The sequence below is a fragment of the Cupriavidus sp. GW823-FHT07B10 genome (assembly GCF_058794355.1).
This window is the reverse complement of record NZ_JBXAGS010000004.1, coordinates 206,257-226,381: the sequence shown is the minus strand read 5'-3', so window position 1 is coordinate 226,381 and position 20,125 is coordinate 206,257. Positions and strand designations below refer to the sequence as shown.

Genomic DNA, 20,125 nt, shown 5'->3' with positions numbered 1-20,125 from the left:
CTACGCCCCATGCCGGCACGGGGCAAGCGGGCGGCTAGTGCTGCATGCCCCAGCGGCGCACCGTCAGCCGTTCCAGCGTGGTGAACACCAGTCCCTCCACCAGCAGCCCGATCAGGATCACCGCGGCCAGCCCTGCAAAAACGCGGTCGGTGTAGAGCTCATTGCGGTTCTGGAAGATAAACCAGCCCAGCCCGCCCTGCCCCGACGACGCGCCGAACACCAGCTCGGCCGCGATCAGCGTGCGCCACGCAAAGGCCCAGCCGATCTTCAGGCCCGACAGGATCGCCGGCAGCGCCGCCGGCACCAGCACCAGCGCGACATAGCGCAGCCCGCGCAGGCCGTAGTTGCGGCCCGCCATGCGCAGCGTCGGCGGCACCGCCCGGAAGCCCGCGTACATGTTCAGCGCCAGCGGCCACAGCACCGAATGGACCAGCACGAAGACCAGGCTTTTGGTGCCCAGCCCGAACCACAGCAGCGCCAGCGGCAACAGCGCGATCGCCGGCAGCGGGTTGAACATGGCGGTGAGCGTGTCCAGCACATCGCGCCCGAAGCGCGTGGACACCGCCAGCGAGGTCAGCACGAACGCCAGCACGATGCCGGCCGCATAGCCGCGCAGCAGCACCGACAGCGAAATCGCCGCCTTGCCCGGCAGCTCGCCGCTGGCCACCGCGTCGCCGAAGGCGCGCATCGTGGCCAGGCATGACGGCAGCAGCAGGTCGTTGTCCTGTACGCGCGCCACCAGCTCCCAGATCAGCCCCAGCGCCAGCAGGATCACCGCCTTGCGCAGCCAGCCGTGTTGCCACAGGCGCTGGTGCCACGGCAGCGCGCGCGCAAGCGGGGCTTCGGTGAAGGGTTCAGGCTCGCGTTCGTATTCGGGCCGAAGCGTGTCGGCCAATGTCAGTGTCGGTTGCGTCATGATGCGATGTCCCGGTTCAGCGGCCCGCCGCGCTGCGCGCACGCGGCGCGGCCTCGGCGGCGGGCTCGTCGAACAGCAAGGTATGGATGCGTTGCGCGGCGGCCTGGAATTCGGCGCCGCCCTGGCTGGCCAGGCTGAACTGGTGGCTGTTGAGTTCCGCGCGCACGCGGCCCGGGTGCGGCGACAGCAGCAGGATGCGGCTGCCCACCACCAGCGCCTCTTCGATCGAATGCGTGACAAACAGCAGCGTGAAGCCCGCGTCGTCCCACAGCGCCAGCAGCTCTTCCTGCATGCGCCGGCGCGTGAGCGCGTCCAGCGCGGCAAAGGGCTCGTCCATCAGCAGCACCTTGGGGCGCATCGCCAGCGCGCGCGCGATCGCCACGCGCTGCTTCATGCCGCCCGACAGCGTATGCGGATAGGCATCGGCAAAACCGGCCAGCCCCACCTTGTCCAGGCTGTCCAGCGCCAGCTCGCGCGCCTCCGCCCGCGACAGCTTGCGCGCCTGCCGCAGCGGGAACATCACGTTCTGCGCCACCGTCTGCCACGGCGGCAGCTGGTCGAACTCCTGGAACACCACGATGCGGTCCGGGCCGGGCTGCAGCACACGCCGGCCTTCAAGCCGGATCTCGCCCTCGCTGGGCGGAACGAACCCGGCAACCGCCTTCAGCAGCGTGGACTTGCCGCAGCCGGACGGGCCCAGCAGCACGAAGCGGTCGCCGGCATGCACGTCGAAGCTGACACGATGGGTGGCGCGCACGATGCGCTCGGGCGTCCGGTATTCCAGCGACACGCCATCGACCTGCAGCAACGGCGTGGCGCGCTCCGACACCACGCGCAGGTTATGGGTGGCCATGCTCAGCTCCCCTGCGCGGTGACCGGGTCCTGGAAGAAGTAGTCCTGCCAGGACTTGGGCTGGTTGCGGATCGCGCCAACGCGGTGCATGAAAGCGGCCAGCGCAAAGGTGTTCTGCGGCGCCACGCGGAACTGCACCTGCGGATTCTTCAGCACGCGCAGCAGCAGCGCGCGGTCGGTTTTGGCCTTGCTCTGCCGCAGGTAGATGTCGGCGGCCGCTTCCGGATTGGCGGTGGCAAAGGCCGCGGCCTCGGCCAGCGCATCGACGAAGGCGCGATAGGTCTTGGGGTTGTCGCTGCGGAACTTCTCGGTCGCGTACAGCACCGTGGAAGAACTCGGACCGCCCAGCACGTCATACGAATTCAGCACGATACGCGCGTTGGGGTTGCCCGCCAGTTCCTGCTCCTGGAACGGCGGATTGCCGAAGTGGCCGGTGATCTCGGTGCCGCCGGAAATGATCGCCGCGGCGGCATCCGGGTGCGGCACCGCCACGGTCCACTTGTCGAGGCGGTTGTATTCCTTGTCGCCCCATTGCCTGGCCGCAGCCAGTTGCAGCACGCGCGACTGCACCGAAACGCCCACCGCCGGCAGCGCGATGCGGTCCTTCTCGGTGAAGTCGGCAATCGACTTCACCTTGGGGTTGTTGCTGACCAGGTAGTACGGGAAGTTGCCCAGCGATGCCACGCCCCGCACGTTCTGCTTGCCGTGGGTGCGGTCCCACAGCGTCAGCAGCGGGCCCACGCCGGCGCCGGCGATATCGATGGCACCGGACAGCAGCGCGTCATTGACCGCGGCGCCGCCCGACAGTTGCGTCCATTCGACCTTGATGTCGACACCCTGCTGCTTGCCGTGCTTTTCAATCAGCTGCTGGTCGCGCGCCACGTTGAGCAGCAGGTAGACCACGCCAAACTGCTCGGCGATGCGCAGCTTGCCTTCGGCGTGCGCGTTGCCGGTGATGGCCAGGCCGGCGCTCAGCGCCAGCAGGCCGAGCTTGCGGGAAAAACGAGAAAACATGACAGAACTCCGGGGAATACAGTGGATTGGCGCTCGCCGCTGCGAGCGCCCTGGGATGACTTGCGACACCGTTGCCGCCTTCAGCGCGGCACGTCGCCTTCGATGGTGGTGCGGTACATCACGCGCCGCTGTTCCGGCGGACAGCCCGCGGCAAGATGCAGCAGCGAGCGGTTGTCCCAGAACACCAGGTCATGTGGCTGCCACTGGTGGCGGTAGATGTGGGCGGGCTTGACGCTGTGCGCGAACAACTGGTCCAGCAGGTCGCGGCTTTCCTGCTCGGGCAGGCCGACGATGCGGGTGGTGAAGTGCTCGCTGACAAAGAGCGCCTTGCGCCCCGTCTCCGGATGGGTGCGCACCACCGGCTGCAGCACCGGCCTGACCTGCGCGATCTGCTCCGGCGTCAGGTCGGGCCGCCACGGGCTGCGCTGCTGCAGCTCGGCATAGCGCGCCAGGTAGGTGTGCTCGGCGTGCAGGCCATCGACGGCGCGTTGCAGCGCCGACGGCAGCGTGTCCCAGGCCAGATGCATGTTGGCGAACAGCGTGTCGCCGCCTTCGGCGGGCAGCTCGCGCGCATGCAGCAGCGAACCGAGGCTGGGCTTTTCCTTGTACGACAGGTCCGAATGCCAGAAGTGGCCGGCATCGCCGAGCCCGATCGGCTTGCCGTTCTCGACCACGTTGGACACCACCAGCACTTCCGCATGGCCCGGCAGCTGGAACTGGTGCAGCACGTGGATCTGCAACGGCCCGAAGCGGCGGCTGAAATCGATCTGCTGCGCGGGCGTGATCTGCTGGTCGCGGAACACCACCACGTGGTAGTCGAGGTGGGCGCGATGGATGCGGACAACATCCGCGTCGGACAGCGGCTGCGACAAGTCGAGCCCGATCACTTCCGCGCCCAGCGGCGCGTCCAGCGGACGGATCTCGAAGTTGCCCGCGTCTGCTGACAATGCGGTGGAAAGCGGCGCGCTCTGCTGGCGCGAAACACTGGCGTGGGCGGTTGCGGTCGTCATGGCAAGCTCTGGCACGGGGGAAACCGATGCGGCATCCGGGATGCCGCGTACAAGCTTGCACTGTAGAGAGCCGGCCATTGCACCGTCAACGAATCATATTGCTGGCCCTTATCCGCTTATCGCATATCCATGTCTCGCCATTTGCCAGCCATCAGGGCTTGCCGGGGCAAGCGCTGCGGCACGGCACGTTGGCCGTATCCGGGCGCGCGTCGGCGACAAAGCCATCGCGGTTCGGCATCTTCACCTGCGGCAGCGTGCGCGCGTCCAGCACCGCATCCGCGGGCAGGATGCCGTTCTTGTGCAGCAGCCACGCGGTGACGGCATAGACCTCGTCCGGTGCCAGGCTCTGCGGCGCGTTGTAGGGCATGGCACGGTTGATGAAGTCGAATACCGTGGTCGCATAAGGCCAGAAGCTGCCGATGGTCTTGACCGGGTCCTTGCCCCTGGCGGCGTCCTTCAGCGTGCCCTGCCCGCCCACCAGCGCATCGGCCGGCTTGCCTTCGCCATTGACGCCGTGACATGCGGCACAGTGCTGCGCATAGACCTGCTGGCCACGCGCGACCGTGCCGCTGCCCGGCGGCAGGCCCGTGCCGTCCGGGGTCACGTCGATATTCCACGCGGCAAGGTCGCGCTCGCTGGCGGGGCGGCCTATGCCGTAGGCCTGCGCAAGGACCGGTTGGGCCGCGCAAGCCAGCGCCAGCACGGCGGCGGCGCCACTGATTCGTTCAAGCGCGCGCATTGGCAATACTCCCGTCCGCGGCCACGCGCCAGCGCTGGATCGCGTTGTAGTGATAGGTGGAAGCCACGCCGCGCGCGGCCACCAGCTGGTCCGGCGTGGGCTGGACGTTGCCGGCTTCGTCGATGGCGCGGCTCTCCAGCGAAGCTGGCCCGCCATCCCAGCGCCACGGCAGGCGGAAGCGCACCAGCGCGCGGTCCAGCACCGGCTCCTGCAACTGCGCCTCGCGCCAGCTGCGGCCACCGTCGACCGACACCTCGACGCGGCGGATGCGCCCATGGCCCGACCACGCCAGGCCCGAGATCTCATAGAACCCGCGCTCACGCAGTCTGTGATCCGGCGCGGGGAAGGTAATCACGGACTTCACGTCCATCAGGAAGGTGAACTGCCGCGCGCTGCCGTCGGGCAAGGAGTCCGTGTACTTCGACGTCTCTTCGCGCGACATGAACGGCGCGCGCCCCAGCTTCAGGCGCCGCAGCCACTTGATGGACATGTTGCCCTCATAGCCCGGCAGGAACAGCCGCAGCGGATAGCCATGCTCGGGCCGCAGCATCTCGCCGTTCTGCGCATAGACCAGCATTGCATCTTCCAGCGCCTTGGCCAGCGGCACGCTGCGCGTCATGGCTGCGCCATCGGCGCCTTCGGCCAGCACCCAGGCCGCATCCGGCGCCACGCCGACTTCATCGAGCACCACGGACAACGGCACGCCGGTCCACTCACAGCAAGACAGCAGGCCGTGGCTGATCTGCACGGACTTGGCGCCGGGCGCCTTCCACTCGCGTCCGGTGTTGCCCGAGCACTCCAGGAAATGGATGCGCGATACCGACGGCAGGCGCACCAGGTCGTCCATGGTGAAGATGCGCGGGCGCGCCACCAGCCCGTGCACCGCCAGCCGGTGCTGCGCCGGGTCGATCAGCGGGATGCCGGCGTGATGGCGCTCGAACACCAGCCCGGTCGGCGTGATGATGCCGCGCAGGTCCTGCAGCGGCGTCATCGACGAGTTGGCGCCGGGAAGCGGCGCCGCGCTGCGGCTGCGCCGCACCACGTCTTTCTCGAACGGGGACGGCTGGCCGTAGGCATGCCACAGCACGGGCTCGCCCGGCGTGCGCGTCCACGGCGCAACCGTCAGGGGCTCAGCGCGCGCCGCAGTGGCGGCGCCGGCCGCGGCGGCGCCCAGCACCGCCCCGCGCTGCAGGAAGCGCCGGCGGCCGGAAGTCAGGTCATTGCTCATCGTGAGGGCGTGGTCAGTCTGGTAGCGATCAAAATGCGCAGACTGTAGGACAGCACCGGCACTCGGCCAACGAAGAAGAATGCATGCCGATATGCCAACGCCGCGCTGCGCGCCATATGCGCGGGGCCGATAACCAAAGCCGGAATCATTCGTTCAGGTCCGCGCGCAGCGCCGCTTATCGTGGAGCCGTCCTCCACTTCAAGAAGGTCTGCACGATGACGACCCCGCGCCCAGATGCCACCGCTGCACCCACGCTGACCCGCCGCGAGCTGCTGCGCTGCGCGGCCTGGTCCGGGCTGGGCATGGCCGCGTCGCTGTCGCCGCTGTCCGCGTTCAGCGCCAGCCCGGCCGCGCGGCCCGACGTGATCCGCGTCGGCGTGGCCCAGCCCGCCACCGGCACCCCGCCCGGCTTTGCCGGCAGTTCGCTGGCGATTGCCCATGCGCGCGGCTGGCTCGAGGAATCGTTCAAGCCGACCGGCACGCGCGTGGAGTGGTTCTTCTTCAAGGGCGCCGGCCCCGCCGTCAACGAGGCGCTGGCCAACCGCCAGCTCGACTTCGCGCTGCAGGGCGACCTGCCGTCCATCGTGGCGCGCTCCGCGGGCCTGAAGACGCGGCTGGTGCTGGCCACTGGAGTGCGCGCCAACATCTACGTGGGGGTGCCGCCCGATTCGCCGCTGAAGACAGTCAGCGACCTGCGCGGCAAGCGCGTGTCGCTGTTCAAGGGCACCAACATGCATCTGCCGGCGCTGCGCCTGCTGGAAGCGAACGGGCTGTCGGACAAGGACCTGCGCCTGCTGAACCTGGACACGGCCGGCTACCTGGCGGCGCTGTCCACGCGCGACATCGACGCCGCCATCGGCGCCATGGACATCCTGCGCCTGCGCGACAAGGGCGCGGTGCGCATCCTGTACTCCAGCAAGAACCAGTCGCCGATCTACACACGGCAAAGCCACGTACTGGTGAGCGACGATTTCGCCGGGCGCTATCCGGAAGCCACGCAGCACCTGGTGAAGGCCGCGGTCGAGGCGGCGCGGTGGGCCTCGGACGAGAGCCATCGCGAGGAGGTGCTGCGCACCTGGGCGCGCGCGGGTACGCCTTATGACCACTGGAAGGAGGACTTCGACGGCGAGCCGCTGCGGGTGCGGCTGAACCCGAATTTCGATCCCTTCCTGGTCAGCCGCTACAAGGATGCGGTCGAGCAGGCCTATCGCTTCAAACTGAGCCGTACGCGCTTTGACGTGGACCAGTGGATCGACCAGCGCTTCCTGAAGGCCGCACTCAACGACCTGAGCCTGCAGAGCTACTGGCCCGTCTACCAGCCCAACGGCAAGATCCTGGGAGCCTGACACCATGTCCGTCGCCGAATCGCTTTCACTGCCCGCCGCAGCAGCACCGCGCGCGCCTTCCTCACGCAAGCCACTGCGCTGGCAGGATGCCACACGCTGGCTGCTGGCCTGGCCGGTGCCGCTGGCGCTGCTGCTGGTCTGGTACGTGGCCGCCCGCAATGCCTGGATTCCGCCGCAGGTGCTGCCCGCACCCGAAGACGTCGCACGCACGCTGGCCGACCTCTGGCAAAGCGGGGAACTGCAGGCCAACCTGGCCATCAGCGCGCTGCGCGTGGCCGGCGGCTTCGCCGTGGGGCTGGCCGGCGGCCTGGCACTGGGCGCGGCCATGGGCCTGTCGCCGACGTTGCGCGACTACGTCTACCCGACCTTCAAGGCGTTCAGCCAGGTGCCGGTGCTGGGCTGGCTGCCGCTGCTGATGCTGCTGGTCGGCATCGACGAAGCGCTCAAGGTGATCCTGATCGCCAAGGCCGCCTTCGTGCCGGTGGCGCTGAACACGTACAAGGGCATCGGCAGCGTGCCGACCCGCTACCTGGAAGTGGCGCGGGTGCTGCAGCTCACGCGCTGGCAGACGCTGTCGCGCGTGGTGCTGCCCGCCGCGGCCGCGCCGGTGTGGAACGGCGTGCGCTACGGCCTTACGCACGCATGGCTGGCGCTGGTGGTGGTGGAGCTGCTGGCCTCGTCCGAGGGGCTGGGCTACATGATCGTCTACGGGCGCCAGCTGTTCCAGCTCGACATGGTGCTGGCCGCCGTGGTGGTGGTGGGCGTGGTGGGCTTTGCGCTGGACAAGACGCTGGCGCTGGCCGAAGGCGCGGTGCTGCGCTGGCGCAAGCCGGGCTTCTGAGGCGAGGCCGCGATGACCACGTCCGCTATCCGCCCCCGTATTCGCCTGCACCGCGCCTTGCGCGGCTGGGTGCTGCCGCTCGCGCTGCTCGCGCTGTGGTGGGCCGCCGTGCGCTTTGGCTGGACCACTTCGCCGCTGCTGGTGCCGGTATCCAGCGTCTGGGACACCGCGGTGCGCCAGGTGCAGAGCGGCGCGCTGGCCACGGCATTGGCCGCCAGCCTGTGGCGCGACCTGGCCGGCTTTGCCATCGGCGCCAGCGCCGGGCTGGTGTTCGGCACGGCGCTGGGCCTGTCGCGCCTGTTCGAACGCATGGTCGGTCCGAGCTTTCACACGGTCAAGCAGATCTCGCTGTTTGCATGGATCCCGCTGATCTCGGTCTGGTTCGGGCTCGGCGATGCCGCCAAGGTGGTGTTCCTGTCGCTGGCCGCATTCTTCCCGGTGGTGCTGAACACCTTCGAAGGCATCCGCGCCGTGCCGGCGGACCTGCTCGAGGTTGCGCGCGTCCTGCGATTCAACCGCACCCAGGTGCTGTGGCGCGTGGTGCTGCCGTCGGCGGCGCCGTCGATCTTCGCCGGCATCCACCTGGGGCTGATCTATGCGTGGCTGGCCACGCTCGGCGCCGAGTACCTGCTGGTATCCGGCAAGGGCATCGGCAACACCATGACCGACGGCCGCGAGAACTTCTGGATGGACCTGGTGATCTTCGGCGTGATCGTGGTCGGCCTGGTCGGCTTCACGCTGAACTGGATTGCCAGCCGCATCGAATCGCGCCTGCTCGCCTGGCGCGGGCGCTCGGTGGCAGCGGGCTGAGCCACGCTGCACCTTATTGAACGGAGACCGCAAATGCCACATGCCGGCACGCTAAGCATCGCGCACCTGCACAAGCAGTACGAAGTCGAGGGCCGGGCGCTGCCCGTGCTCGAGGACATCACCCTGACCATCGCCCCGGGAGAGTTCGTCAGCATCGTCGGCGCCAGCGGCTGCGGCAAGTCCACCCTGCTGCGGCTGGTGGTGGGCCTGGAAGAGGACTACCGCGGCAAGATCCTGCTGGACGGCAAGCGCGTATCGGGCACCAGCCTGCAGCGCGGCATCGTGTTCCAGGAGCATCGCCTGTTCCCATGGCTGTCGGTGGAACAGAACATCCGGCTGGCGCTGCTCAACACGCCGGGCAGCGACGCGGAAAAAGACCGCAACGTTGCCGAGCATATCGCGCTGGTTGGCCTGCGCGGCTTCGAGCAGGCCTATCCGCACCAGCTCTCTGGCGGCATGTCGCAGCGCGTGGCGATTGCGCGGGCACTGGTGACGCGCCCCGAGATCCTGCTGCTCGACGAGCCCTTCGGCGCGCTCGACGCGATGACGCGGGCCTACCTGCAGCAGGAACTGCAGCGCATCTGGCAGGCCGAGGGCATCACCATGATCCTGGTCACCCATGACGTCGAGGAAGCCGTCTTCCTGGGCGACCGCGTGGTGGTGATGGAACCCCGGCCCGGCCGCATCCGCCGCATCCTGCCGGTGGACCTGCCGCATCCGCGCGAACGCGCCGGACTTCCCTTCGCGCGCGTGCGCGATGCCGTGCTGCGCGAATTCGCCGGGCAGGAGCCTGTCGTGCAGCGGACCCCCGAACCTGAACTCGCCTGACCCAACCCTCTTACATCCCCGGAGCTTCGTGATGACCCAAGCCAACGCCACGCAAGACCAGACCGTCCAGCTCGACATCCACCCGGTTGCCGGCCGCATCGGCGCCGAGATCCGCGGCGTCGCGCTGCACGGCGACCTGCCGCCCGCCACCTTCGCCGCCATCCGCGCAGCCTTGCTCAGGCACAAGGTGCTGTTCTTCCGCGACCAGGTCCATCTGGACGATGCCGCGCAGCAGGGCTTTGCGCGCCTGTTCGGCGACACCGTGCCGCACCCGACCGTGCCCTCGCGCGACGGCACGCAACTGCTTGAGCTCGACTCGCAGCACGGCGGCCGCGCCAATTCCTGGCATACCGACGTGACCTTCGACCTGGCCTACCCCGCGGTCTCGGTGCTGCGCGCCGTGACCGTTCCCGCCGCCGGCGGCGACACGGTGTGGGCCAACACCGCTGCCGCGTACCAGGACCTGCCCGAGCCGCTGCGCGAACTGGCCGACAAGCTGTGGGCACTGCACACCAACGACTACGACTACGCGGCCACGCGCGTCAATCCGAGCGACGAAGGGTTGAAGCGCTACCGCGAGCTATTTACCTCGGCGCTCTACGAGACCGAGCACCCGGTGGTGCGCGTGCATCCGGAAACCGGTGAACGCACGCTGGTGCTGGGCCACTTCGTCAAGAAGCTGCTGGACTACTCGTCGGCCGATTCGGCGCACCTGATTGCCGTGCTGCAGGGCCATGTGCACCGGCTGGAGAACACCGTGCGCTGGCGCTGGCGCGCGGGCGACGTCGCCATCTGGGACAACCGCGCCACCCAGCACTACGCCATCAACGACTATGGCGACGCGCACCGCGTGGTATGCCGGGCCACCGTGGCCGGCGACATCCCGGTCGGCGTGGATGGCCGCCGCAGCAAGGCGGTGAAGGCGGGCGTGCGCAACGAAGGCGCGGCGCCGGCCAACCAGTCCGCCGGTGCCGCGCAACGGCAAGCGGCCTGATTTAGCCAGTTGCTTCCGGGGAGCACGATCCATGTCACAGCAAAAGCCGGCGCGCCAGCTGCATCTGGGCGCCTTTCTCCAGGCCACCGGGCACCATGTCGCCGGGTGGCGCCATCCGGGCGCGCAGGCCGATGCCGGGCGCAACCTGGCGCACTACATCGCGCTGGCGCAGCGCGCCGAGGCCGCGGGGTTCGATGCGCTGTTCCTGGCGGACGGCGTTGCCATCCGCGGCATGGATGATGCCACCCTGCCGCGCACCGCGCGCGCCGCCACCTTCGAGCCGCTGACACTGCTGTCGGCACTGGCGGCAGTGACGCAGCGCATCGGCCTGGTGGCGACCGTCTCCACCACCTACAACGAGCCCTTTCATGTGGCGCGAAAGTTCGCCTCGCTCGACCACCTCAGCGGCGGCCGCGCGGGCTGGAACGTGGTGACGTCGTGGTCGGATGCCGAAGCGCGCAACTTCAGCCTCGAACGTCATCCCGCGCACGCGGATCGCTACGCCCGCGCCGAAGAGTTTGTCGACGTGGTCACCGGGCTGTGGGACACCTGGGAGGACGATGCCTTCCTGTATGACAAGGACAGCGGCCGGCATTTCGATGCGGACAAGCTGCACACGCTCGACCATCGCGGCGCGCACTTCCAGGTGCGCGGACCGCTCAACGTCGCGCGCCCGCCGCAGGGCCATCCGGTGATCGTGCAGGCTGGCTCGTCGGAGGCCGGGCAGGAACTGGCGGCCCGCACCGCCGAGGTCATCTTCACCGCGCAGCAGTCGCTGGCCGATGCGCAGGCCTTCTATCGTGGCCTGAAAGCGCGGCTCGCGCGCTATGGCCGCACGTTTGATCAACTCAAGATCCTGCCTGGCGTGTTCCCGGTGGTGGGCCGCAGCGAGGCCGAGGCGCAGGAGAAGTTCGAAGCGCTGCAAAGCCTGATCCATCCATCGGTGGGGCTGGCCCTGCTGTCGCAGCACCTGGGCGGGATCGACCTGAGCGGCTATCCGCTGGACGGCCCGCTGCCCGACAACCTGGCCGAACCGAACGGCGCCAAGAGCCGCTTCCAGCTGGTTACCGGCCTGGCCCGTCGCGACGGGCTCACCATCCGCCAGCTGTGCCTGCGCGTGGCCACCGCGCGCGGCCATTGGTCGATCCACGGCACGCCGCAGTCCATCGCCGACCAGCTGCAGGCGTGGTTCGAGGGTGAGGCCGCCGACGGCTTCAACGTGATGCCGCCCTGGCTGCCGGGCGGGCTCGATGACTTCATCGAACTGGTGCTGCCGGAACTGCGCCGGCGCGGGCTCTTTCGCGAGCGCTATACGGGCACCACGCTGCGCGAGCACCTGGGGCTGCGCCGGCCCGAGAACCAGCGCTGGCGGCAGGTCGAACCGCCGCTCGCGGTCGGGGCATGACCGCTGCGCTGCGGCGCCGCGCATATCCAAATGCAATAAGCTTCCTTGCCTCGCGCGAGCGCCGTCGGCAACCATAGCGGCCACGCCGCAGCGGCGTGCGCGGGCCGGCTGGTACCATCGCACGGCCTGGTGCGCCCGCGCGGCGCACCGCTCGGCATGCCCGGCGCCATGGCAGGCACTGCCCCGTCGCGCCGGTCCGGCACCCAACAGCGAGACGAAGAGAGAAGAAGATGAGACTCGAAACCCTGGCCGTCCATGGCGGCTATTCGCCCGATCCCACCACGCGCGCGGTGGCCGTGCCCATCTACCAGACGGTGGCCTACGCCTTCGACAGCGCCCAGCACGGCGCCGACCTGTTCGACCTGAAGGTGGCCGGCAATATCTACAGCCGCATCATGAACCCGACCAACGACGTGCTCGAGCAGCGCCTGGCCGCGCTCGAGGGCGGCGTGGGCGCGCTGGCGCTGGCGTCCGGCATGGCGGCAATCACGTATGCGATCCAGACCATTGCCGAGGCCGGCGACAACATCGTCTCGTCGAGCCAGCTCTATGGCGGCACCTACAACCTGCTGGCGCACACGCTGCCGCAGTCCGGCATCGAGACCCGCTTTGCCGATGGCCGCAACCCGGCCAGCTTCGGCGACCTGATCGACGCGCGCACCAAGGCGATCTTCGTGGAGTCGGTGGGCAACCCGCTCGGCAACGTGGTCGATATCGAAGCCATCGCGCGCGTGGCGCACAACCACGGCGTGCCGCTGATCGTCGACAACACGGTGCCGTCGCCCTACCTGTGCCGTCCGTTCGAGCATGGCGCGGATATCGTGGTGCATTCGCTGACCAAGTACCTGGGCGGCCACGGCAACAGCGTCGGCGGCGCCATCATCGACAGCGGCAAGTTCCCCTGGGCCCAGCACAAGGAACGCTTCAAGCGCCTGAACGAGCCCGACGTCTCCTATCACGGCGTGGTCTACACCGAGGCGCTGGGCCCGGCCGCCTATATCGGCCGCGCGCGCGTGGTGCCGCTGCGCAATACCGGCGCGGCGCTGTCGCCGTTCAATGCCTTCCTGATCCTGCAAGGCATCGAAACCCTGGCGCTGCGGCTGGACCGCATCACCGAGAACGCGCTGGCGATTGCCCGCCACCTGCAGCAGCATGCCAAGGTGGACTGGGTCAACTTTGCCGGCCTGCCCGACCATGCCGACCACGCGCTGGTGCAGAAGTACCTGGGTGGGCGCGGTCCCGGCATTCTGTCGTTCGGCCTGAAGCAAGGCGGCCGTGAAGGCGGCGCGCGCTTCCTGGACGCGCTGCAGCTGTTCACGCGGCTGGTCAACATCGGCGATGCCAAGTCGCTGGCCACGCATCCGGCGTCGACCACGCATCGGCAACTCAATGCGGAGGAACTGAAGGCAGCGGGCGTCAGTGAGGACATGGTGCGGCTGTCGGTCGGCATCGAGCATATCGATGACCTGATCGAGGACCTGGATCGCGCGCTGGCGGCGGCCTGACCGCAGGCTACCGACGTCAGAGCGACCCGCTGGTTTGCTCCCCTCTCCCGCTCGCGGGAGAGGGGCAGGGGGTGAGGGCAGGCGGTCGCATACCGCCAGCACAACCTACCCCCCACCACGCTTGCCGTGCGCCTCCAGCACAAAGTAGCCGATCGCCCCGATCATCAGCGGAATCAGGTAATACATCGCGCGATACGCAATCAGCGCCGCCAGCAGCAGCCCGTGCGGCACCTGGCCGCCCAGCATCGTCAGGAACACGGTCTCGATCACGCCGAGGCCCCCGGGGATCCGCACCACCACGCCCGCCAGCCCCGACGCGAGCAATACCCCAAGCACCGTGAAGTACCCCGCATGCGTATGCAGCAGCGAAAACAGGATCGCCGCCATCGCCATCCAGTGCGCCGCCGACAAGAGGATTTGCAGCGCCGCGAAGCCGACCGACGGAACGTAGATATCGTGGTCGCGCACGGTCCGGTGCCGGCCGTGCCAGGTGGCACAGGCAGCCAGGTAGGCAGCCGGCACCGCCAGCATCAGCGCGCCCAGCACCCGTGTCAGCGCGGCGGGAACGCCCCACTCGGGCGGCAGCACCACCAGCTGCGCCACCAGGATGCCCCCCGCCAGCAAGGCATAGCCGAGCCAGTTGCTGCTCACCACCACCACGAACAGGCTCCAGATCTGCGGCAGGGTCAGCCCGGCGCGCGTGTACAGGCGATAGCGCACGCCCGCGCCGCCCAGCGTGGCCCCGAGGTTGAGGCTGAGCGTGTAGCTGACATAAGAGATCGCCATCACCCGCCGCGCCGGCAACGGGTGTCCGGCATAGTGGCAGCCGAGGCGGTCGAACTGGCTGTACAACAAGCCGCTCAGCGCAACGAAGGCCGCCGCCGGCGCCAGCGTGCGGGCGTTGAAGCCGCGCAGCGCGGCCAGCACCGCGTCCCAGTCGATGGTGCCCAGCTTGCGCGCGATCAGCGCCAGCACCGCGGCAATGAACAGGATGCCGATGGCACGGCGCCACGCGGGCCAGTGCGCGTGCTGGCGGATGGCCGAGAAGGTCGTCGCGCCCATCATTGCGCGCCTCCCCTCGTCGCCGCGCACCGCAAAACCGGCGTCAGGAATGTGCAGGAATGCAAGCCTGCGCGCGCCAGCCCGGCATGCAATTTCTGGCCTGCCTCGGCTTCAAACAGGATAAAAGTTTCCGGCAGTGCGCTTTCGCGCGCGCACGGGATGGCGCCGGCCCCGCACGACAGGCGCCGCTCTGCGCCGTGCCCTGGCCGGCGGAAACGATTGGAGGCGGACTGCATCGGTGTCATGACCTGAGAAAGCCGCAAACACCGTGCCAGCACGGGCACGTCAACCACGGCCACGGCTGCGCCGCCAGCGCGCCAGGGCTGCGGCCGCCAGCGCACCAGCGGCAAGCCCGGCAATGAACACCGCGGCAGTGGTCCCCTCCCAGCCCGCCGCGGCCGCAACCTCTGCACGGCCCCGCGCAAGGGGCGCGAGCGACTGCCAGTCGGCAGCCGTGAACTGCGTCATCGCCTGCGCCCCGTCCAGGCCATACACGCAGATCTCCCCGCCCGGCAGCTTGCAGAAGCGCTCGCGCGGGCAGGCCTTGAGGATGGCCTGCGGGGCGCCCTCGCCGCAGCTGGCCCCGGCGCTGCGCAAGACCTGGATCGTGACTTCGGGATGCCGGGTAAGTTGTTCGGGCATGGCGGCCTCCATACGGGTGACGCTGTCCTTCAGCGTAGTGCAGCCAGGCGCCGGCGCCCTTATTCACCAGCGGCATATGACCATGCGTAATAACTCGTTCGCCTATTGCCTGCCTTTCCATACAATGAGCCGACGCCGCGGCGGGACGCTGCCGGCCTCCAACAACATAACGGGGAGCATCAGATGCAATACGGGAAATTCGGCTTCGTCGCACGGCTGGCGGCAGCGGTGCTGGCACTGGGCGTGATGCAGGGTGCGGGCGCGGCCGATCCGGACAAGAAGGAAATCCGCTTCGGCGCCACCGCCGGCCCCTACGCCGACCAGATCCGCTATGGCGTGAAGCCGGTGCTGGAAAAGCGCGGCTACAAGGTCACCATCATTGAGTTCAGCGACTACGTGCAGCCCAACCTGGCGCTGGCCGACGGCGCCATCGACGCCAATGCGTTCCAGCACGTGGCCTACCTGAAGAAGTTCTCGGCCGACCGCAAGCTGGCGCTGACCGACGTGATCCAGGTGCCGACCGCGCCGATCGGCATCTACAGCCGCAAGCACAAGGGCCTGGCCGAGGTGAAGCCCGGCAATACCGTGTCGCTGCCGAACGATCCCACCAACCTGGCGCGCGCCATCGCCATCCTGCAGCAGATCGGCTGGGTCACGCTCAAGCCGGGCACCGACCCGATCCGCGCCAGCGAGCGCGACATCGACGCCAACCCGCACAAGCTCAAGCTGATCCAGCTGGAAGCCGCCCAGCTGCCGCGCTCGCTCGACGACGTGGACTATGCCTTCGTCAACGGCAACTATGCGCTGGCCTCCGGCCTGAAGCTGACCTCGGCGCTGGCGCTGGAGAAGATTCCCGACTATTACATGAACCTGGTCGCGGTGAAGACGGCGGACCTGAACAAGCCCTTCGTCAAGGACATCCGAGAGGCCTACGAGTCGGCGGAGTTCAAGGCCGTGACGCAGCAGCGCTTTGCGGGCTTCGTGCAGCCGCCGTACCAGCGCTGAGCCACCGCGCTCTCGCCAGCAAGAAAGCGCCGCCAGGCGCTTTCTTGCATTTGGGACAGCTGTCGCGCGCATTGTGCGCAGCAAGACAATTTTGCGCCGCGCGCGCCGCGCAAATGCCCTACACTCAAGCTCAAGTCCCCCGCGCCCAAAAAGCACGGCAGGGATCACAACGCGATCATTGCTGCGGATAGCTGCGAAGATCCTCGCGGCCGTCCCAGCGGATCCTGTCGAGACAACCGCATCGAGAGACCTGCCATGTCCACGGTTGCGCGCTTTGAGATCGGCTACACCCGCTACCTTGCCCCGCCGGGCGACACCTCCTCCCCCACTTCTCCTCCCCCACCCCTTGCCAGCAACCCCGACGCGCTGCTGCCGCTGTACCAGGCGATGGTGCTGACGCGCCAGTTCGACCTGAAAGCGATTGCGCTGCAGCGCACCGGCAAGATCGGCACCTTTGCCTCGGCCCTCGGCCAGGAAGCCATCGGCGTGGGCGTGGCCTTTGCGATGCGGCCCGAAGACGTGCTGGTGCCCTCGTACCGCGACCACGCGGCGCAGTTTGTGCGGGGCGTCACGATGGCCGAGAGCCTGCTCTACTGGGGCGGCGACGAACGCGGCAGCGGCTTTGCGGCGGCGCCGCATGACTTTGCCAACTGCGTGCCGATCGGCACCCAGGTCTGCCACGCGGCCGGCGCCGCCTATGCGTTCCAGCTGCGCGGCGAGCCGCGCGTGGCGGTCTGCCTGCTGGGCGACGGCGGCACCTCCAAGGGCGATTTCTATGAGGGCATGAACATGGCCGGCGCGTGGCACGCGCCGCTGGTGATCGTGATCAACAACAACCAGTGGGCAATCTCGATGCCGCGCAGCGGCCAGACCGCGGCGCAGACGCTGGCGCAGAAGGCCATTGCCGCCGGCATCCCCGGTGAGCAGGTCGACGGCAACGATGTGGTCGCGGTGCGGCACCGCGTCGGCGAGGCCATCGCGCGCGCGCGCGACGGCGGCGGCCCGGCGCTGATCGAGGCCATCACCTATCGCCTGGGCGACCACACCACCGCCGACGACGCCTCGCGCTACCGCGACGAGGCCAGCGTCAAGGCGCACTGGCAGGAAGAGCCGCTGCTGCGGCTGCGCACGCACCTGCTGGCGCTGCACGCGTGGGACGCGGCGCGCGAGGAAGCGCTGGTCAAGGCCTGCTCACAGCAGGTGGCGCAGGCCGTGGAGACTTACCTGGCCGTGCCGCAGCCGGACCCGGCCGCGATGTTCGACTGCCTGTACGCAACCATGCCGGCCGAATTGCAGGCGCAGCTGGAGATTGCCCGGCGCTTCCTGGCGCCGCACGGATAACCAGCAAACCCTGCGCCTTCACCTGGCGACCACAGCGAGCGAACCATGGCGGAAATCAATCTGGTCGAAGCAGTCAACCTGGCGCTGGCCCATGCGCTCGAGCACGATCCCGATGTGCTGCTGCTGGGCGAGGATATCGGCGTCAATGGCGGCGTGTTCCGCGCCACCGCAGGCCTGCAGGCGCGCTTTGGCGCGGCGCGCGTCATGGATACGCCGCTGGCCGAAGGCGGCATCGTCGGCGCGGCGATCGGCATGGCGGCAATGGGGCTCAAGCCGGTGGCCGAGATCCAGTTCACCGGCTTTATCTACCCCGCGGTCGACCACATCATCAACCACGCCGCACGCATGCGGCATCGCACGCGCGGGCGCTTGTCATGTCCGATGGTGGTGCGCTCGCCGTGCGGTGCCGGCATCCATGCACCCGAGCATCATTCCGAAAGCCCGGAGGCGATGTTCGCGCATATGCCCGGCATCCGCGTGGTGGTGCCTTCATCGCCCGCGCGCGCGTACGGGCTGCTGCTGGCGGCCATCGCCGATCCGGACCCGGTCATCTTCCTCGAACCCACGCGGCTGTACCGCCTGTTCCGCCAGGAAGTGGCCGACGACGGCGCCGCGCTGCCGCTGGACACCTGCTTCACGCTGCGCGAAGGCAGCGACATCACGCTGGTGAGCTGGGGCGCGATGGTGCAGGAGACGCTCGCCGCCGCGGACGCACTGGCAGGCGAAGGCGTGACGGCCACGGTCATCGACGTGGCCACGCTCAAGCCGCTGGACATGCAGACCATCCTGGAATCGGTGACGCGCACGGGCCGCTGCGTGATCGTGCACGAGGCCCCGCGCACCGCCGGCTTCGGCGCCGAGATCGCGGCGCAGCTGGCCGACGCGGGCCTCTACTCACTGGCCGCGCCGGTGCAGCGCGTGACCGGCTTCGACACCGTGGTGCCGCTGGCGCGGCTGGAATACACCTACCTGCCTGGCGTCGCCCGCATCGTCGACGCGGCGCGCAAGGCGATGGCAGCGTAATGCGAGAGTTGCCGACGATAGGCAAGGAGTGCCGATGAGAGTCTTCAAGCTGCCCGACCTGGGCGAAGGCCTGCAGGAGGCCGAGATCGTGACCTGGCACGTCAAGACCGGCGACACCGTGGCCGCTGACCAGCCGCTGCTGTCGGTGGAGACGGCCAAGGCCATCGTGGAAATCCCGTCGCCCTATGCAGGCACCATCGCCAAGCTGTTTGCCCAGCCCGGCGATATCGTCCACCTGGGCGCGCCGCTGGTCGGCGTCGAGGGTGCGGGCGAGGATGCCGACGCCGGCACCGTGGTGGGCTCGGTCCAGGTCGGCACGCACGTGGTCAATGAAGCCGCGCCCGCGGGCTCCGCGGCACCCGCCGCGGCCATGGCCGCCCGCGTCAAGGCCACGCCGGCGGTGCGCGCGCTGGCGCGCCGGCTCGGGGTGGACCTGGCAATGGCCACGGCATCGGGCCCCGAGGGCGTCGTCACCGCCGCCGACGTGGAACGGGTAGCCAGCACGCTGGCCGAACTGGGCGCGCCGGAACAGCTGCGCGGCGTGCGCCGGGCGATGGCGCAGAACATGGCGCGTGCACAAGCCGAAGTGGCCGCCGCCACCGTGATGGACGACGCCGACATCCACGCCTGGCAGCCCGGCGCCGATGTCACCATCCGGCTGGTGCGCGCCCTGGTGGCCGGCTGCCGCGCCGAACCCGGCCTCAATGCCTGGTACGAAGGCCAGACCGCCCGCCGCCACGTACTGAAGAAGATCGACGTCGGCATCGCGGCCGACCTGCCCGAAGGCCTGTTCGTGCCGGTGCTGCGCGACGTCGGCAACCGCGATGCCGCAGACCTGCGCCACGGCCTGGACCGCATGCGCGCCGACATCCGCGCGCGCACCATCGCGCCGGAGGAGATGCGCGGCAACACCATCACGCTGTCCAACTTCGGCATGATCGCGGGGCGCTATGCCGCGCCAATCGTGGTGCCGCCGACCGTGGCAATCCTGGGTGCGGGGCGCGTTCGCGAGGAAGTGGTAGCAGCCGGCGGCGTGCCGGCGGTGCACCGGGTGATGCCGCTGAGCCTGACCTTTGACCATCGCGTGGTGACGGGTGGGGAGGCGGCGCGGTTTCTGGCGGCGGTGATTGCGGATCTGGAGATGGCGGTGTAGCGGTCGAAGACAACAGGGAGCCGACGAGCAAATAGCCTCGGAGAATACTGCCGCCCCTCGTGTACGCTCCCCTCTCCCGCAAGCGGAAGAGGGGAGCAAACCGCCGGTGTGCTGGCACCGATCGGGAATCGGGCGCTGCGGTGGCCCTGTATATAATGCGTTTCCGATCGCCGCTGCCGTCAAGCCGGACCTATCCGGACAGCCGGCCCCCCCTCATGGAATCCAAGACCGCCCGCCTTACCATCCTGATCGATCCGGTCAAGAAAAAGGCCTTTGAAACCCTGTGCGCCTCACAGGACCTGACACCGTCGCAGGTCGTGCGCCAGCTGATCCGCGAATACCTGGCCCAGCATGGCGTGGAATACGCCACCAAGCCCAAGCCTGCGGGCAGCACCCGGCAGAAGAAGTGAC

At 68.9% G+C, this 20,125-nt stretch carries 20 protein-coding genes; 12 read left to right on the top strand and 8 right to left on the bottom strand.

Going from position 1 to position 20,125, the window contains the following annotated elements; all coding sequences use genetic code 11:
* Positions 1–34: 34 nt before the first annotated feature.
* The 6 genes from AC1Q6V_RS11250 to soxC all read right to left on the bottom strand — a co-directional run bounded on the left by AC1Q6V_RS11250 (position 35) and on the right by soxC (position 5,759).
* Positions 35–916 (bottom strand): ABC transporter permease, encoded by an 882-nt coding sequence (locus tag AC1Q6V_RS11250; RefSeq protein WP_454751043.1) that lies wholly within the window; start codon positions 914–916, stop codon positions 35–37.
* Between the two features lie 16 nt (positions 917–932).
* Positions 933–1,769 (bottom strand): ABC transporter ATP-binding protein, encoded by an 837-nt coding sequence (locus tag AC1Q6V_RS11245; RefSeq protein ID WP_058697305.1) that lies wholly within the window; start codon positions 1,767–1,769, stop codon positions 933–935.
* Positions 1,770–1,771: 2 nt separating this feature from the next.
* Positions 1,772–2,782, bottom strand: a complete 1,011-nt coding sequence (locus AC1Q6V_RS11240; RefSeq protein ID WP_010810917.1) for an ABC transporter substrate-binding protein — start codon at positions 2,780–2,782, stop codon at positions 1,772–1,774.
* Between the two features lie 80 nt (positions 2,783–2,862).
* Complete coding sequence (locus AC1Q6V_RS11235; protein WP_010810916.1) at positions 2,863–3,792, bottom strand: TauD/TfdA dioxygenase family protein; 930 nt, start codon at positions 3,790–3,792, stop codon at positions 2,863–2,865.
* 151 nt (positions 3,793–3,943) lie between these two features.
* Entirely contained in the window at positions 3,944–4,531 is a 588-nt protein-coding gene (locus AC1Q6V_RS11230) for a c-type cytochrome (protein WP_454751042.1), read from the bottom strand.
* Positions 4,518–5,759 carry a sulfite dehydrogenase gene (gene soxC / locus AC1Q6V_RS11225; RefSeq protein WP_011617724.1) on the bottom strand — a complete coding sequence of 414 codons (1,242 nt, stop codon included), beginning with the start codon at positions 5,757–5,759 and terminating at the stop codon, positions 4,518–4,520. Before soxC ends, AC1Q6V_RS11230 begins: the two co-directional genes overlap by 14 nt.
* Before the next feature lie 215 nt (positions 5,760–5,974).
* Between soxC and AC1Q6V_RS11220 the strand changes: the two genes are divergently transcribed.
* From AC1Q6V_RS11220 to AC1Q6V_RS11190, 7 genes are all read left to right on the top strand, one after another.
* Positions 5,975–7,105 (top strand): ABC transporter substrate-binding protein, encoded by a 1,131-nt coding sequence (locus AC1Q6V_RS11220; RefSeq protein WP_058697307.1) that lies wholly within the window; start codon positions 5,975–5,977, stop codon positions 7,103–7,105.
* Between the two features lie 4 nt (positions 7,106–7,109).
* Positions 7,110–7,946, top strand: a complete 837-nt coding sequence (locus AC1Q6V_RS11215; protein WP_010810912.1) for an ABC transporter permease — start codon at positions 7,110–7,112, stop codon at positions 7,944–7,946.
* A gap of 12 nt (positions 7,947–7,958) precedes the next feature.
* Positions 7,959–8,756: an ABC transporter permease gene (locus AC1Q6V_RS11210; protein WP_010810911.1), complete on the top strand. Its 798-nt coding sequence runs from the start codon at positions 7,959–7,961 to the stop codon at positions 8,754–8,756.
* 33 nt (positions 8,757–8,789) lie between these two features.
* On the top strand, positions 8,790–9,584 hold the full coding sequence (locus tag AC1Q6V_RS11205) for an ABC transporter ATP-binding protein (protein ID WP_010810910.1): 795 nt from the start codon (positions 8,790–8,792) through the stop codon (positions 9,582–9,584).
* 31 nt (positions 9,585–9,615) lie between these two features.
* Complete coding sequence (locus AC1Q6V_RS11200; RefSeq protein ID WP_454751041.1) at positions 9,616–10,578, top strand: TauD/TfdA dioxygenase family protein; 963 nt, start codon at positions 9,616–9,618, stop codon at positions 10,576–10,578.
* A gap of 31 nt (positions 10,579–10,609) precedes the next feature.
* Positions 10,610–11,983, top strand: a complete 1,374-nt coding sequence (locus tag AC1Q6V_RS11195; protein ID WP_454751040.1) for an LLM class flavin-dependent oxidoreductase — start codon at positions 10,610–10,612, stop codon at positions 11,981–11,983.
* A 230-nt stretch (positions 11,984–12,213) separates the two neighbouring features.
* A complete protein-coding gene (locus tag AC1Q6V_RS11190; protein ID WP_010810907.1) occupies positions 12,214–13,488 on the top strand; it encodes an O-acetylhomoserine aminocarboxypropyltransferase/cysteine synthase family protein in 1,275 nt (424 codons plus the stop codon).
* 105 nt (positions 13,489–13,593) lie between these two features.
* Here the strand turns inward: AC1Q6V_RS11190 and AC1Q6V_RS11185 are convergent, their stop codons facing one another.
* Together AC1Q6V_RS11185 and AC1Q6V_RS11180 are read right to left on the bottom strand one after the other, a co-directional pair.
* Positions 13,594–14,553, bottom strand: coding sequence for a lysylphosphatidylglycerol synthase domain-containing protein (locus AC1Q6V_RS11185; RefSeq protein ID WP_010810906.1), 960 nt, complete (start codon positions 14,551–14,553; stop codon positions 13,594–13,596).
* Between the two features lie 282 nt (positions 14,554–14,835).
* The gene (locus AC1Q6V_RS11180; RefSeq protein ID WP_037024789.1) at positions 14,836–15,192 is read right to left on the bottom strand and encodes a hypothetical protein; all 357 of its coding nucleotides are present in this window, start codon (positions 15,190–15,192) and stop codon (positions 14,836–14,838) included.
* A gap of 183 nt (positions 15,193–15,375) precedes the next feature.
* Here AC1Q6V_RS11180 and AC1Q6V_RS11175 point away from each other — a divergent pair, with 183 nt between their 5' ends.
* From AC1Q6V_RS11175 to AC1Q6V_RS11155, 5 genes are all read left to right on the top strand, one after another.
* The gene (locus AC1Q6V_RS11175) at positions 15,376–16,197 is read left to right on the top strand and encodes a MetQ/NlpA family ABC transporter substrate-binding protein (protein WP_010810904.1); all 822 of its coding nucleotides are present in this window, start codon (positions 15,376–15,378) and stop codon (positions 16,195–16,197) included.
* A 255-nt stretch (positions 16,198–16,452) separates the two neighbouring features.
* Complete coding sequence (pdhA, locus tag AC1Q6V_RS11170; protein ID WP_010810903.1) at positions 16,453–17,538, top strand: pyruvate dehydrogenase (acetyl-transferring) E1 component subunit alpha; 1,086 nt, start codon at positions 16,453–16,455, stop codon at positions 17,536–17,538.
* Between the two features lie 45 nt (positions 17,539–17,583).
* Positions 17,584–18,561 carry an alpha-ketoacid dehydrogenase subunit beta gene (locus AC1Q6V_RS11165; RefSeq protein WP_010810902.1) on the top strand — a complete coding sequence of 326 codons (978 nt, stop codon included), beginning with the start codon at positions 17,584–17,586 and terminating at the stop codon, positions 18,559–18,561.
* A gap of 34 nt (positions 18,562–18,595) precedes the next feature.
* Entirely contained in the window at positions 18,596–19,714 is a 1,119-nt protein-coding gene (locus AC1Q6V_RS11160; RefSeq protein WP_010810901.1) for a dihydrolipoamide acetyltransferase family protein, read from the top strand.
* 215 nt (positions 19,715–19,929) lie between these two features.
* Positions 19,930–20,124 carry a ribbon-helix-helix domain-containing protein gene (locus AC1Q6V_RS11155; protein WP_010810900.1) on the top strand — a complete coding sequence of 65 codons (195 nt, stop codon included), beginning with the start codon at positions 19,930–19,932 and terminating at the stop codon, positions 20,122–20,124.
* Position 20,125: the final 1 nt, after the last annotated feature.

Excerpts from the sequence above, each read along its gene's own strand:
- AC1Q6V_RS11250 (WP_454751043.1), bottom strand. The coding sequence starts at position 916 with ATGACGCAACCGACACTGACATTGGCCGACACGCTTCGGCCCGAATAC.
- AC1Q6V_RS11245 (WP_058697305.1), bottom strand. The coding sequence starts at position 1,769 with ATGGCCACCCATAACCTGCGCGTGGTGTCGGAGCGCGCCACGCCGTTG.
- AC1Q6V_RS11240 (WP_010810917.1), bottom strand. The coding sequence starts at position 2,782 with ATGTTTTCTCGTTTTTCCCGCAAGCTCGGCCTGCTGGCGCTGAGCGCC.
- AC1Q6V_RS11235 (WP_010810916.1), bottom strand. The coding sequence starts at position 3,792 with ATGACGACCGCAACCGCCCACGCCAGTGTTTCGCGCCAGCAGAGCGCG.
- AC1Q6V_RS11230 (WP_454751042.1), bottom strand. The coding sequence starts at position 4,531 with ATGCGCGCGCTTGAACGAATCAGTGGCGCCGCCGCCGTGCTGGCGCTG.
- soxC (WP_011617724.1), bottom strand. The coding sequence starts at position 5,759 with ATGAGCAATGACCTGACTTCCGGCCGCCGGCGCTTCCTGCAGCGCGGG.
- AC1Q6V_RS11220 (WP_058697307.1), top strand. The coding sequence starts at position 5,975 with ATGACGACCCCGCGCCCAGATGCCACCGCTGCACCCACGCTGACCCGC.
- AC1Q6V_RS11215 (WP_010810912.1), top strand. The coding sequence starts at position 7,110 with ATGTCCGTCGCCGAATCGCTTTCACTGCCCGCCGCAGCAGCACCGCGC.
- AC1Q6V_RS11210 (WP_010810911.1), top strand. The coding sequence starts at position 7,959 with ATGACCACGTCCGCTATCCGCCCCCGTATTCGCCTGCACCGCGCCTTG.
- AC1Q6V_RS11205 (WP_010810910.1), top strand. The coding sequence starts at position 8,790 with ATGCCACATGCCGGCACGCTAAGCATCGCGCACCTGCACAAGCAGTAC.
- AC1Q6V_RS11200 (WP_454751041.1), top strand. The coding sequence starts at position 9,616 with ATGACCCAAGCCAACGCCACGCAAGACCAGACCGTCCAGCTCGACATC.
- AC1Q6V_RS11195 (WP_454751040.1), top strand. The coding sequence starts at position 10,610 with ATGTCACAGCAAAAGCCGGCGCGCCAGCTGCATCTGGGCGCCTTTCTC.
- AC1Q6V_RS11190 (WP_010810907.1), top strand. The coding sequence starts at position 12,214 with ATGAGACTCGAAACCCTGGCCGTCCATGGCGGCTATTCGCCCGATCCC.
- AC1Q6V_RS11185 (WP_010810906.1), bottom strand. The coding sequence starts at position 14,553 with ATGATGGGCGCGACGACCTTCTCGGCCATCCGCCAGCACGCGCACTGG.
- AC1Q6V_RS11180 (WP_037024789.1), bottom strand. The coding sequence starts at position 15,192 with ATGCCCGAACAACTTACCCGGCATCCCGAAGTCACGATCCAGGTCTTG.
- AC1Q6V_RS11175 (WP_010810904.1), top strand. The coding sequence starts at position 15,376 with ATGCAATACGGGAAATTCGGCTTCGTCGCACGGCTGGCGGCAGCGGTG.
- pdhA (WP_010810903.1), top strand. The coding sequence starts at position 16,453 with ATGTCCACGGTTGCGCGCTTTGAGATCGGCTACACCCGCTACCTTGCC.
- AC1Q6V_RS11165 (WP_010810902.1), top strand. The coding sequence starts at position 17,584 with ATGGCGGAAATCAATCTGGTCGAAGCAGTCAACCTGGCGCTGGCCCAT.
- AC1Q6V_RS11160 (WP_010810901.1), top strand. The coding sequence starts at position 18,596 with ATGAGAGTCTTCAAGCTGCCCGACCTGGGCGAAGGCCTGCAGGAGGCC.
- AC1Q6V_RS11155 (WP_010810900.1), top strand. The coding sequence starts at position 19,930 with ATGGAATCCAAGACCGCCCGCCTTACCATCCTGATCGATCCGGTCAAG.